This window comes from Stenotrophomonas sp. YJH_SMC_57 (genome assembly GCF_059369755.1).
In genome coordinates, this window is record NZ_JCAFSZ010000002.1 from 252,212 (window position 1) to 264,627 (window position 12,416).

At 66.1% G+C, this 12,416-nt stretch carries 10 protein-coding genes; 3 read left to right on the forward strand and 7 right to left on the reverse strand.

The features are described 5' to 3' along the window. Positions 1-248 precede the first annotated feature (248 nt). Both AC5P7U_RS03175 and AC5P7U_RS03180 read left to right on the forward strand, forming a co-directional pair. Positions 249-1,430, forward strand: coding sequence for an efflux RND transporter periplasmic adaptor subunit (locus AC5P7U_RS03175; protein ID WP_495220784.1), 1,182 nt, complete (start codon positions 249-251; stop codon positions 1,428-1,430). A 2-nt stretch (positions 1,431-1,432) separates the two neighbouring features. Beyond that, positions 1,433-3,376 (forward strand): MacB family efflux pump subunit, encoded by a 1,944-nt coding sequence (locus tag AC5P7U_RS03180; RefSeq protein WP_495220785.1) that lies wholly within the window; start codon positions 1,433-1,435, stop codon positions 3,374-3,376. A gap of 48 nt (positions 3,377-3,424) precedes the next feature. On the opposite strand, the gene AC5P7U_RS03185 is transcribed toward AC5P7U_RS03180, so the two are convergent. The 6 genes from AC5P7U_RS03185 to AC5P7U_RS03210 form a co-directional block, all read right to left on the reverse strand. Further along, on the reverse strand, positions 3,425-3,826 hold the full coding sequence (locus AC5P7U_RS03185; protein ID WP_274510548.1) for a hypothetical protein: 402 nt from the start codon (positions 3,824-3,826) through the stop codon (positions 3,425-3,427). Between the two features lie 405 nt (positions 3,827-4,231). After that, entirely contained in the window at positions 4,232-5,941 is a 1,710-nt protein-coding gene (locus AC5P7U_RS03190) for a sensor domain-containing diguanylate cyclase (RefSeq protein WP_345784121.1), read from the reverse strand. Positions 5,942-6,056: 115 nt separating this feature from the next. Next, entirely contained in the window at positions 6,057-6,683 is a 627-nt protein-coding gene (locus tag AC5P7U_RS03195) for a DNA-3-methyladenine glycosylase (protein WP_049457113.1), read from the reverse strand. A gap of 71 nt (positions 6,684-6,754) precedes the next feature. Beyond that, positions 6,755-7,714 (reverse strand): cation diffusion facilitator family transporter, encoded by a 960-nt coding sequence (locus tag AC5P7U_RS03200; protein WP_006447143.1) that lies wholly within the window; start codon positions 7,712-7,714, stop codon positions 6,755-6,757. A 73-nt stretch (positions 7,715-7,787) separates the two neighbouring features. After that, positions 7,788-8,399 carry an AprI/Inh family metalloprotease inhibitor gene (locus AC5P7U_RS03205; protein WP_006447141.1) on the reverse strand — a complete coding sequence of 204 codons (612 nt, stop codon included), beginning with the start codon at positions 8,397-8,399 and terminating at the stop codon, positions 7,788-7,790. A gap of 149 nt (positions 8,400-8,548) precedes the next feature. After that, positions 8,549-10,348 carry a DUF262 domain-containing protein gene (locus AC5P7U_RS03210; protein ID WP_197563142.1) on the reverse strand — a complete coding sequence of 600 codons (1,800 nt, stop codon included), beginning with the start codon at positions 10,346-10,348 and terminating at the stop codon, positions 8,549-8,551. 157 nt (positions 10,349-10,505) lie between these two features. Here AC5P7U_RS03210 and AC5P7U_RS03215 point away from each other — a divergent pair, with 157 nt between their 5' ends. Next, positions 10,506-11,651, forward strand: a complete 1,146-nt coding sequence (locus AC5P7U_RS03215; protein ID WP_197563140.1) for a hypothetical protein — start codon at positions 10,506-10,508, stop codon at positions 11,649-11,651. 13 nt (positions 11,652-11,664) lie between these two features. Here the strand turns inward: AC5P7U_RS03215 and AC5P7U_RS03220 are convergent, their stop codons facing one another. Further along, entirely contained in the window at positions 11,665-12,309 is a 645-nt protein-coding gene (locus tag AC5P7U_RS03220; protein ID WP_495220788.1) for a TetR/AcrR family transcriptional regulator, read from the reverse strand. Between the last annotated feature and the right edge of the window lie 107 nt (positions 12,310-12,416).

Here is a 12,416-nt window from a genome sequence, read left to right on the forward strand (position 1 = left end):
ATGCGCATCGTGCGGTGGCGGCCAGTCGGCGAGGCCGACGAGGCTAGCGGCCGTTGATGGAGACTCGGTCGAGATTGTGTCGAGATTTCATGGACACGCCCCGCCACGTTCAGTTGCGGGCCGCCTGCCTGAACGGTGGCGCCCTCTCCACGCAATCTCCATGCTGGCTGCAGAAGACGTCCACACGTGGCCAGCAGACTGGGGGCTCAGCGGTCGCACCGGGCGACTGCGTGCAGCCGGGCGTTTCGATGAGCAACCGCAGGACCTGGATCAGTGTTGCCGCCGTGGCCGCGTTGGCTGCCGGCGCCGCCGCGTGGGTACTCGCCGAGGGCGACGAGACCGCGCTGATCACCGCGCCGGCCCGGGTGGCTGATCTGGAAAAGACCGTGCAGGCGGTGGGCCGGGTCAATCCCAAGGAGCTGGTGGCGGTGGGCGCGCAGGTGTCCGGTCAGGTCAAGCGCCTGCATGTGGTGCTGGGCCAGCGCGTGCAGGCCGGCGACCTGATTGCCGAGGTGGATTCACAACCACAGCGCATCGCGCTGCGCAGCGCCGAGGCCGCCACCAGTACGCTGCGCGCCCAGCACACCGCCAGCCAGGCCCGCTACGTGCAGGCCAGCCGTGTGTTCGAGCGGCAGTCGCAGCTGGTGGCGTCGCGGCTGGTCTCGCAGGAGGGCTTTGAAACCGCACGGGTGGCCCGTGATGCCGCCCGCGCCGACGTGGCTGCGCTGCAGGCGCAGATCGACCAGGCGCTGACCCAGGTGGAAACCGCGCGGATCAACCTGGGCTACACCCGCATCGTCTCGCCCACTGACGGTTACATCGTGGCGATTGTCACCAAGGCCGGGCAGACGCTGAATTCGATGCAGACCACCCCGACCATCGTGATGCTGGCGCAGATGGACACGATGACGGTGCGTGCCGAGATCGCCGAGGCCGATGTGGAACTGGTGGCGCCAGGGCAGCCGTTGTGGTTCTCGACACTGGGGCCGAGTGGACGCCGCTATGAATCCCACCTGCAGCAGCTTGAGCCGGCGCCGTCTTCGATTGCCGAGGCGGCCACTAGCAGTGCGGGCGGCTCTGCACAGACGCCGAAGGCGGTGTACTACGCCGGCCTGTTCGATGTGGCCAACCCGGGCCTGGCGTTGAAGCCCTCGATGACGGTGAAGGTGACCCTGCAGCTGGCGCGGGTAGCCAACGCGTTGCAGGTACCGCTGACGGCGCTGACCGAGTCGGACGACACACAGGGCCACCGCGCCACCGTGCAGGTGGTCGATGCCAAGGGGCGCGTGCACGAACGTGCGGTAACCACCGGCCTTCGTACCGCCACTGCCGTGCAGATCCTGTCCGGCCTGCGCGAGGGCGAGAACGTGGTGGTCGGCCAGGCGCCCAGTGGCGCCGACACCGAACCGACCAGCCTGCTGGGGATGTGAGCATGGCCGACGCACTGCTGGAACTGCGCGCGGTGTCGCGCGCCTATCGCTCCGCCGCCGGTGAAGTGGTGGTGCTGAAGGACGTCTCGCTGCGCATCGATGCCGGCGAGTTCATTGCCATCATCGGCCCGTCGGGATCGGGAAAATCCACGCTGATGAACATCCTCGGCTGCCTCGACCGGCCGACCGAGGGCAGCTACCGGGTGAACGGCGAGGCCACCGAGCAGATGGCGCCGGATGCGCTGGCGCGGCTGCGCCGCGAGCATTTCGGTTTCATCTTCCAGCGCTACAACCTGATGGAGAACCTCAGCGCCACCGAGAACGTGGCGCTGCCGGCGGTGTATGCCGGCGTGGATGCCGACGCCCGTAATGCCCGCGCACGCACGCTGCTGGAAACGCTGGGGCTGGGCGAGCGTACCGCGAACCGGCCGAGCCAGCTGTCCGGCGGCCAGCAGCAGCGCGTGTCGATCGCGCGTTCGCTGATGAACGGCGGCGCCATCGTGCTGGCCGATGAGCCGACCGGCGCGCTGGACCATGCCAGTGGCCAGCAGGTGATGGCCGAGCTGAAGCGCCTGCATGCACAGGGCCATACGGTGATATTGGTGACGCACGACGCGGCGATTGCCGCCAATGCCGCGCGGGTGATCGAGATCGCCGATGGCCGGGTGGTGGCCGACCGGGGCGAACGCAGGACGCAGGCCGCGGATTCCGCAGGTGCATCCGAACACGAAACTGCGCCGCGTGCCGAACGCCGCGCCCGGTTGGACGCAGTGCGCGAAGCAGCGCGGATGGCCGTGCGTTCGATGTTGGCCCATCGCCTGCGCACGTTGCTGACCATGCTCGGCATCATCATCGGCGTTGCTGCGGTGGTGACCGTGGTGGCGCTGGGCAAGGGCGCGCAGGCGCAGGTGGAGTCGCAGATCAACGAGCTGGGCGCCAGCACGCTGGAGATCTACCCCGGCGCCGATTTCGGCGACCCGCGCTCGGCGGAGATCGAGACGTTGATGGTGGGCGACGCCGACCATCTGGCCGCATTGAGTTACGTGGACAGTGTCAGCCCCAACCTGAGCGGATCGGTGGCGGCGTTGCAGGGCAGCCGCCGCGCGAATACCCAGGTGCTGGGCGTAGGCGCGGATCTGCCGCGCGTGCGCGGGCTGCGGCTGAAGGCCGGGCGCTTCTTCAGCGCTGACGAAGTGGACGCGCATCGCGCCGTGGGCGTGGTCGACCAGAAGGCAGCGAAGGCACTATTCGCCGGCAACCCGATCGGCAGCACGGTGCTGCTGGGCGGCATGCCGGTGGAGGTGATCGGGGTGGTGGGTGCCAGTGCCTTTGCCGGCGGCGCAACGCCCACGGTCTACGTGCCGTACACCTCGGCCGCCTCGCGGCTGCTGGGCAGCCAGCGCCTGGAGAGCATCACCGTGCGCGTCCGCGACAATGTGCCGACCAACGCCGCCGAGGCCTCGCTGGCGGCCGAGCTGCAACGCCTGCATGGGCGCCGCGACTTCTTCATCTACAACGCCGACCAGATCCGCAAGGCGGTGATGAAGTCCAGCCAGACCATGGCCGCGCTGGTATCCGCCATTGCGGCGGTGGCGCTGGTGGTGGGTGGGGTGGGGGTGATGAACATCATGCTGGTGTCGGTGAAGGAGCGTGTGCGCGAGATCGGCGTGCGGCTGGCGGTGGGCGCGCGCCAGGGCGACATCCTGCGCCAGTTCCTGATCGAGGCGGTGCTGATCTGCCTGTTCGGCGGTGTGCTGGGCGTGTTGTTCGCGTTCGCGGTGGGGGCGTTGTCCAGCCTGCTGTCGCTGGGCGTGCCGTTCCTGTTCACTGCGGGGCCGGTGCTGGCCGCCCTGGCGTGCTCGTCGGCGATCGGGCTCGGCTTCGGCTACTTCCCGGCACGCAGTGCGGCGCAGCTGGACCCGATCCAAGCGCTGGCGGCGGAATGACGCCATGTGCGACTGTGGGTAGCGCCGGGCCGTGCCCGGCGCCATCGCTCAGGCCGCGTAGACCTGCGTGTCCACATATTCCGACAGGCCCCTGCACGCCAGCAGCAGGCCCTCGCGTACGTCGTTGCCCACCTGTTGCGCCTCTTCGCCATCCACGCGCACGCGCTCGCTGGCATGCAGCAGCTCCAGCAGCACGGTGAGCCCGGCGTTGGCGCGGTTGATGCGCGCCAGCGCCACGCATTGCCCCGGTGCGCGCCCCTTGCGCTGCAATGGCTGGCCGTCGGCCGCTTCCACGTCGCGGATGCGTTGCAGGCAGCCCAGCAGGGTGATGCCGTTGGCGGCGGGGTTGGCAGCGAGGGTGGTTTCCAGCGGCTCGGCGAGGGTGTCGGGCAGTTGGCTGGCGACATCACCGAGGGTGGCGAACAGGTACGGGTAGCGGTCGGCGCTCATGGCGGTTTCCTTATGCGTTACGCGAAGGAGCCACCCTGCTTGACAGCAAGGGTGGCGGACGGTGCGTGGTTGCAATACCGGCGACTAACGTTGCCAAAGCTCCGGCGGGCACGAGGCCCCCACGTACCGCCCGCCATAGATGCGCGGACAGAGTGCCTGCCGGCGCCATCCAGAGGGAATGGACGACGCCGACAGGCAAGCGTAAACAACATTAGTCAAACGGGATTGCAAGCCCGTGCCACCCGTTGTCGGTGGCTCGATATGATTTGCATGCAGCGCCTTGGCTGCCAATGAGAATAGTTGGAAAGTTCGAAATTATTGGAATGTGGATGCACCCGCGCAGCGGATGATCGAGGCGTGCCAATCACGACATTGCGTGCGATGCCGCGTAAGGGATGTAGCCCGTCAGGACGCCGGCCGCGGATGCCTGCGCACGCGTGCGCGTTCGCGATACAACCGGCTGTCGGCACGCTGCAGGGTATCGCCCACCGATTCGCCGGGCGTGTGGTGCGTCGCACCGAGTGAGAACGGCGTCGGCGACTGCGCGGCATGTTGCAGATACCACTGTTCCAGCACCGCCAGCCGCCCCGTGTCCGGGGTGATCAACACCACCATGAACTCGTCGCCGCCCATCCGCACCACGTTCTCCGCCGTACCCAGCGGCGAGCGCAGGAAGGCGGCGAACTCCACCAGCACGGTATCGCCGCGCGCATGGCCCTGGGTGTCGTTGATCTGCTTGAAGTGATCGAGGTCGAACATCAGGCAGGCCCAGGGCTGGTCCGCCAGCTCGTCCAGGCGTGGCAGGAAGCGGCGGTTGTAGCTCTGGGTGAGCGGGTCCTTGAAGGACATCTCGCGCAGCTGCTGTTCCTGCATGCGCAGCGCGGTAACGTCCTGCGCATGGCCCAGCACGTAGGGTGGGCTGGCCTCGCTGTCGAGCACGTTGTGGTACGCCCAGAAGTGGCGGGTGCCATCGGCGGCGATCAGTTCGATCACGCCGGCATCGGTGTGGTTGACCGCGATGCGTGCAAGATACGCCTTGAACGCAGCGTGCTTCTCCGGCGGCATCAGGTCGCACAGGCTGCGCCCGATCATGTAGCTCTCATCGAAGCCCAGTGATTGCACCGCCGCCGGATTCACCGAGGTCAGCACGCCTTCCAGCGTGTGCGTGCAGATCAGCCCCAGGCTGTAGTGGAACAAACGCCGGTAGCGGGTTTCGCTGGCTTCCAGCGCATCCAGTGCGGCGCGCTCTTCGGTGATGTCCTGGATGGCCCCGACCAGCCGCGGGCGCCCATCCACCTGCTGCCGGCCGCCGACCACGCGCGTCCAGATGTCGCGGCCGTCGGCGGTGGTCATGGGTAGCTGCACTTCCCAGGAGGTGCCTTCGTCGATGCAGCGCTGCACGGCGGTGCGGATGATGTTGCGGCTGTCTTCGCGATAGAACGACAGCGCACTTTCCAGGGTGGGTTCAAAGGTGCTGCGCACGCCGTGGATCAGCTTGGTCTCGCGGGTCCAGCGCACCTCGTTGCTGGCCAGGTCCAGTTCCCAGCCGCCCACCCGCGCGGCGCGGTTGGTGCGTTCCAGGAAATCCTCGCTGCGCTTCAGTTCGCGGTGCAGGGCCTTGGCCTGGCCGACCTGCGCCATCAGCGTGCTGCGCTGTTCCAGCACCTGGGTGGTGACCCGGGCCAGGTGCACCATCAGTTCGCGTTGCGACGGCGACAGCACGCCGGGCATCGGGTCGAGCAGGCACAGCGTGCCGATACGCGCACCGTGCGCCGAGCCCAGCGAGATGCCGGCGTAGTGGCGGATGCGGGGGCCGCCGGTGACCAGCGGATTGCTGGCGAAGCGCGGGTCCTGGCGGGCGTCTGGAATCTCGAACAGCGCATCCTGCTGGATGGCGTGCGTGCAGAACGAGATTTCGCGGGCGGTCTCGCTGACCCCGTCCAGCCCGATGTTGGCCTTGAACCACTGGCGCTCGTCGGCCACCACCGAGATCAGCGCCATGGTCATGCCGGTGGCGGCACGAGCGGCGGCCACGATGGCGTCAAACACGGGTTCCGGCGGGGTGTCCAGCAGGTGCAGCCGGTCAAGTTCAAGCAGTCGTTCGGCTTCGTCCATGGCGCTTTTCAGGGCTGGGTGGCGAGGGCGGCTTCGGCGGCTGTCAGGCGCTACGCTAGTGCGTACCGCGTTATGTATCGCCATCACCGGGTGATGCCAACGTGAGGCAGCGCGGTCAGCGCTTGCGCGGCGAGCGGGGTGGACGCACTGAAACGTGACGGTGGTCGCGAACGTGCCAGCGCCACGGAAACTCCACGGCGCGCGTGATGCCGATACGCGGGCCGACCACCGGATCGAGCGGGGGTGCGGTGCCATCGCTGGCGATGACGATGCCCTGGTTGCCGGTGACCAGATCGGCACCGTCGAAGCGGCGGTCCAACCCGAATGCCTGGGAGAGTTTGCCCGGGCCGCTGGCCAGATCGTGGTCGCGCCTGGCAGCCGGGCGCAGTTCGCGCATGTACTCCAGCCCGGCCAGCGGCTCGGCGGCACGCAGCAGTACGGCCACCCCTTCGCCGATCTCGCCACACACCACATTGCTGCCCCAGTGCATGCCATAGGTGAAGTAGACGTACAGGTGCCCGGCTTCGCCGAACATGCTGGCGGTGCGCGGGGTCGGCCCGCGGTAGGAATGCGCGGCCGGGTCCACGCTGCCGGCGTAGGCTTCGACCTCGACGATGCGGGCCGCGCGTCCATCGTCGCGCACCAGCAGCTTGTTGAGGAGCTCCGGCGCAACCTCGGTGGACGGGCGCTGGTAGAAGCGGCGGGGGAGAATCTTCCAGTGCGGCGGCAATCCATCCAGCATGGCAGGGGCAGGTTCTGCGGGAACACTGGTCAGTGTGACCGCTGCCGGGTGAAGCCGCTACCGATGTCGGCTCACGGCTGATCGGAACGCGACGCCAACGCGGCGCGCCGGGCGGCGTAGACCTCCGGCGCCTGCGGCTTCACGAACAGGGCCACCAGCTCGGGGTACTCACGCTTCACTGCCGCCTCGATGCGGGTGATGCAGGCCTCGATCTGCGGGGTACGGCGGTCATCCTCGAACTCGGCGCTGAGCATCGCCACGACCTGCTGCGGGCCCATCTGCAGGGTGGTCACGCCGTTGGCGCTGCGCAGGTCAGGATCGGTTTCGGCCACGGCCAGGATGCGCTCGGCCACCGCCGGGTGCGCGGGCTCGCCCACCAGCAGTCCCTTGGTTTCCCGCGCCAGCAGGAAGGCCGTTACAGCCAGCACGGCGGCAATGCACAGCGAGGCCACGCCGTCGAGGATCGGCATGTCCAGCCACTGCGCGGCGAGCAGGCCGATCAGGGCGAAGCCGAGGCCGAGCAGGGCGGCGCTGTCTTCCAGCAGCACGGTGAAGGTGGACGGGTCCTTGCTGCGGCGGAAGGCTTCGAAATAGCCGAGCGTGCCCTTGGTGCGCCGGAACTCGCGCAGCGCCACCCACCACGAGGCGCCCTCGAACAGGAAGGAGATGCCCAGCACGCTGTAGCTCAGTGCGTGGTTGCTGGCGGGCTGTGGGTTGCGGATGTGCTGGATGCCTTCGTAGGCCGAAACGCCCGCGCCTGCTGCAAACACCAGCAGGGCGACGATGAAGCTCCAGAAGTAGAGTTCGCGCCCATAGCCGAAGGGATGCACCGGATCGGGGGCTTTGCCGGCACGCCGCAGGCCGTAGAGCAGCAGCAGTTCGTTGAGGGTGTCGACCAGCGAATGCACGCCCTCGCTGAGCATGGCCGAACTGCCGGAGATGCCTGCGGCGATGAACTTGGCCACGGCGATGGCCAGGTTGCCGGCGAGGGCCGCATAGATGACAAGACGGGAACCGGTGGGGGCGGACATCGCGCAGGCGGTAATGGGCGGAGCGGGTCATCTTCCGCGCCCGCCCGTGCCCAAGGCGTGCAGGTACGAGGCGTCAGCGCCCGGCGGGGTTCAGATACAAGCGCGCGCCGTCGGATTCGCGCGCCCCTGACCATCGACCACCACCGGAGAAGCTGAAGCGCCCGAACACGGTGTTGCTGGTGTCGGTCAGAAGCAGCTGGTCACCGGACAGCACCCAGCGATTGGCAGAGAAGAAGCCGTCCGGGCAGCCGGCGGGCACATAGGCGCCATAGCCACCGAACCATTCGCTGTTACGCAGTTCGATGGTGCAGGTACTGCCATTCTCCTCGCCCAGCGTCCAGCGTCCGAACAGGTCACTGTCGCGGATATCTCGACTGCGACGGCGGTCATGCCCCCGATCATCGTCACGGTCGTGGCGGCCAACGCCGACGTCTACATCAACCGCCTTGCTTTCACTGCGAATTTCGGACTGGGAGGTGTCGCGGGTGGTGGACTGTGTGGCCAAGGCCCCGATGTCGCCAGAGGTGGACACTTCGCTGTTCCGGGTCTGGGTGCTGCTGGATTGTGTGGTCTGTTCGGTGCGGGTGGCCTGTTCGCCGAAGCGGAACGACGCGTCCTGGGCCACGGCGGGCAGGGCCAGGCAGCACAGCGTGGACAGGCAGGTACGGGCAAGCAGAGCAGCCATTGCAGGAACCTCGGCAAGGTCGACCGGGCGAGTATCGTGCCGGCGAGGCGGGGGCCGCGTGATGGTCACGCGGCCCCCGCCGAGTCAGCATTGGCGGCGTGGGCCCGGGCAGGCGGACGGCCGGGGCGCCATCTACCCTCGGCCAGGCGTCAGACCTTCCACAGCACAACGGCGCGGCTTGCGAAGTGCTGGCAGCGCTCCTCCACCTGCTTGAACCTGAAATGCGGCAGTCCGGCGACATCCCGGGTCAACTGGATGTTGGAACTGGCGTATTCCTTCTTCTTGGACTGGAAGGGATTGTTCGATGCCACCACATTCAGCTCGTCCGCGATGAGCGTCATGTTGCCGATTCGATGCAACATCCGGGAGTGCTTGGTTTTCCATCCATCGCCCAGATAACTCGGCCAATCGCCAAGCTCCTTCTTGGTGCTCGCCTTGTCTGCAGCCTTGGGAATGATGTGTTCGAGTTCGAGCTCATCCGGGTCGGCAAGGTAGTACTCGTTCTTGTGGCCGATCGCATCGTACTCGAGGACCTGCAGCGCATACCTGGCACGATTGATCACTGCGGGCACGAACGGGAATGCGGCGAAGGCGGCGCTGAATTCGTCGTCGTCGGGCGTGTGCTCGCGCAGGATGCCTATGGCGGTCTTCTCGTAGTCGACGTCATCCAGGCCTGTCAGCATTGCGAAGATCGTCTCAAGTTCGTTGGAGCGCTTTTCGCAGATATGCCTGCGCATCATGAACGACTCCAGCGTTCTGAGCAGCCGGATCCTGGCCTTCTCGTCGAGGCTGTCCCTGCCGAACATGTCCAGCAGCCAGGTGAATGCCTGGAACGCCTTGATATCCCAGAGATTGCCGATATGCCGGTCCAGCTTTTCAAAGCCGGTCTCGCACCAGAGCAGCTTCGAATAGAGTTCGGCGGACTGCCGAAGGGCTTTCGCGAATGCGATCAGCTTGACCTTCCGGGCCTTGCCAGACTTGGGGCCCGCATCCGCTGTATCGTCCTCGTCCGACGCGACAAGGATTCCATCCTCCGTCTCGTCGTCGTCCTCTTCGTCCTTGATGACCGAAGAGAGAAACTCGGTCATGGATTCGGCCTCGACCACGCTGCGCAGGTAGTACCACTTGAAGTCGCCCACCAGCTTGGTCTTTGAGACCTTGCGATGGAGCTTTCCAGCCAGCCACTGGCGGAAGAAGTCGTCGCTGTCCAGCCCGTCGAGGGCCACAATCAGCTTCCGCCAGTCATCCTTCACCTTGTCCAGCGTGGCCTGCGAAAGCGATGAGGCGTGGCCGAGCAGGAAATTCTTGATGATGTCGGTTGGCTTCAGGCGCAGGCCGCGGTTGTTGATGGTCTCGAAGAGCTTGTAGGCATCCTTCGCCGCGCCCACATCCAGCCGGATGATGGAGGCGTTGTTGAGCAGCTTGTGGAAGAACTCGTTGAGCTCATCGGTCTTCAGCTGTTCGACCCAGGCAGTGAAGTTGAGATGGGCGCCCTTCAGCCGTTCGTTATCGACTTCGGACACATCCGTCGAATCCATGATGGCCGCGTAATCGGAGTGATCCAGGTCGCCAAGATGAAGCTTGGGCTGGGTCTTGCGATCGATGCCTCGACAATGCAGCAGCTTCTCAAGCTCCTGGGCGGCCTCCTTGTCACCGTCCTTTTCGTATCTGCGTGCAAGCACGCGCATCAGGATGGTGAGGGTGGTGACGCGCTGTTGGCCGTCCACCAGCTCAAGATGATTCACGCCGGGCTTGTGCGTATCCGACAACAGCAGCACAGTGCCCAGCAGGTGTGCATCAGCGGCGGGCAGCAGGCGGATATCGTCGAACAGTTCCCGTTGCTGGCGCTGCCCCCAGGCGTACCGACGCTGATAGGCCGGTATCAGGAACTGTTCGTTTCCCACCGAGAAGAACTGCTGAAGCGTGAGTGTTGTCGGGGTGATCTTCATGATCTAGATTCTCCAAGCCTTGATGCGGCCGTTTCATCGTAAGTGGGTTTGAAGCGGGCCTGCCTGGGCAGGGTGCGGGTTCTTATTATGCGTTCGCATGAGGCAGGCTCGTGTCAGGTTTTTCCCGACACAGGGCTGTCCTTGCAGGAGTCGACTGTTGCAGAAACGAGATAATCCCAATGCACTCTGGCCCGGTCTTTTCAAGGGCCGCCGATCTGCGTTGAACCCCTACGAGTTCGGTCCGCTGCAGCAACGTGATCGTGTGGCCGCCATCGCGACGCTTAAAGTGAGTGGTTGCGCACCACTGAGCGCGACGAGCGTGCTTCCCCCGGTTTTCCTGGTGGAGGGCAAAGCGCAGGATGGGATGGAGATCGTCAAGGCCGCATTCGCTGCCGTGCGCCAGGGTTTCGGGGGCGCGATCCATGCCTTCCGGCCCGGAAGACTATGCGGATTCGTGACGGATTCCCCGTACGCCAATGGCATGGCCTGGCCCATACATCCGGGTGAGCCCGTCTATGGCCTGTCAGTCACGGCAGGCAGCCTTCTGGAGACCGTTGTCGCAGCCTATCGGGTGCTGAGTGTTCCGGGGCTGGAGCCCGCGCTCCCCATGGAAGGCACGCTGGAGGCGACGATGGAGTGGCCGCGTTCCGAAACCTTTCGCATTCCCGCCAGCCAGCAGAGAAGGGATCGAGGCATCCGCTACGCGCATTGTGGATTCCTGGCGATCTTCATGCATGAGTTCGCGCATGTGGTGAGAGGCCATCTCGGGTACGAAACCGCCACTTGCGGCAGTCTCTACATGGATGAGCGTCCTCTGATGCCGGCGGCAGGCGATTCGAAGATGCGCCTGTACATGGAGTCGGACGCGGATGAAATGGCGGGACGGCTGCTGGCGACCTGGCTGCTGAGATCCCGGCCGGACGGCAGCCCGATGGACGAGGCGAAGAAGCTCTCGATCACCTTTGATTTCCTGGTGGGTACTACGCTTGGCTTCTCGGCGTTTCCCAGGGTGCAGAACGCCTATCACACCGGGACGCTGCGTGCCTGGGCGCTGATCGGCGCGATGCTTCAGCATGCCGGGGTGGGCGGGGCGATGGCCGATCAGTGGATCGAGTCCAATATGCGCGAGGTCCTGCTGTGCATGCAGGCGGCGGGATATCCTGCGGAAAGCTACCTCTATTCCGCGGCGGAGGCGAGGGAGCTCATGACGTCCACGTGGAGCGGCATGCGTAAGCACCAGCGGGACTGGTTGCAGCGCGCTCCGTTCCAACAGGTGAAGCCGAGCGCCACGCGGTCCAAGTGACGTCGAGCGGCGCTCAGTCCGCCATCACCCGCCCGATGGCATCGGCCAGCAGGGCGCGCACGCGTGCCGGTGGCAGGTCCGGGTCGCGCACGGCGCGCATGGCCAGGCCTTCCACCAGCAGCCGCAGCAGCAGGGTGCGCCCGGCGATGGCTTCCTCGTCAATCGGCCGGCCCAGGCGCGCATCGTGCTGGCGCAGCCAGGCATGGATGGCAGCGCTGGTCTGCTTGTCGTGGGTGCGCAGTACCTCGGCCAGCATCGGGTCGCGGTGCGCTTCGGCGTTGATTTCCGCGTACAGCGCCACGCTGGCGATGGCGTTGCCGTGGATCGGCAGCACGGCGCCGCGCGCCCACTGCCGGTAGCACTCCAGCAGCCCATCGACCAGATCGGACGCCGCCGGCATTTCGCTGATCGAGGCCTGGTCGTGGCGCAGCTGGCGCTCGATCAGGGCCAGGATCAGGGTCCGCTTGTTGGCGAAATAGCGGTACATCAGCCCTTGGCTGATCTCGGCCTCGGCGGCGATATCGCCGATGGAACCGGCGTGGAAGCCGCGGGTGATGAAGCATTTCTGGGCGGCATCGAGGATGCGCCGGCGCTGGGCCTCGGCGTGTGCGGCGGCGGCGTCATCAACGGGTGGGGCTACGGCGGGCTTTGGCGTCATTGCGGAAGGTCAGGGCGTCCAGAGACGGGATAGTACGTCACAAAAGGTGTGAATGAACGGTCATTCATTTGTAATTCCCGACTCCCAGACTGCGCCGGCCTTCTCCT

Coding starts and splice junctions, on each gene's coding strand:
- AC5P7U_RS03175 (WP_495220784.1), top strand. CDS start 249: ATGAGCAACCGCAGGACCTGGATCAGTGTTGCCGCCGTGGCCGCGTTG.
- AC5P7U_RS03180 (WP_495220785.1), top strand. CDS start 1,433: ATGGCCGACGCACTGCTGGAACTGCGCGCGGTGTCGCGCGCCTATCGC.
- AC5P7U_RS03185 (WP_274510548.1), bottom strand. CDS start 3,826: ATGAGCGCCGACCGCTACCCGTACCTGTTCGCCACCCTCGGTGATGTC.
- AC5P7U_RS03190 (WP_345784121.1), bottom strand. CDS start 5,941: ATGGACGAAGCCGAACGACTGCTTGAACTTGACCGGCTGCACCTGCTG.
- AC5P7U_RS03195 (WP_049457113.1), bottom strand. CDS start 6,683: ATGCTGGATGGATTGCCGCCGCACTGGAAGATTCTCCCCCGCCGCTTC.
- AC5P7U_RS03200 (WP_006447143.1), bottom strand. CDS start 7,714: ATGTCCGCCCCCACCGGTTCCCGTCTTGTCATCTATGCGGCCCTCGCC.
- AC5P7U_RS03205 (WP_006447141.1), bottom strand. CDS start 8,399: ATGGCTGCTCTGCTTGCCCGTACCTGCCTGTCCACGCTGTGCTGCCTG.
- AC5P7U_RS03210 (WP_197563142.1), bottom strand. CDS start 10,348: ATGAAGATCACCCCGACAACACTCACGCTTCAGCAGTTCTTCTCGGTG.
- AC5P7U_RS03220 (WP_495220788.1), bottom strand. CDS start 12,309: ATGACGCCAAAGCCCGCCGTAGCCCCACCCGTTGATGACGCCGCCGCC.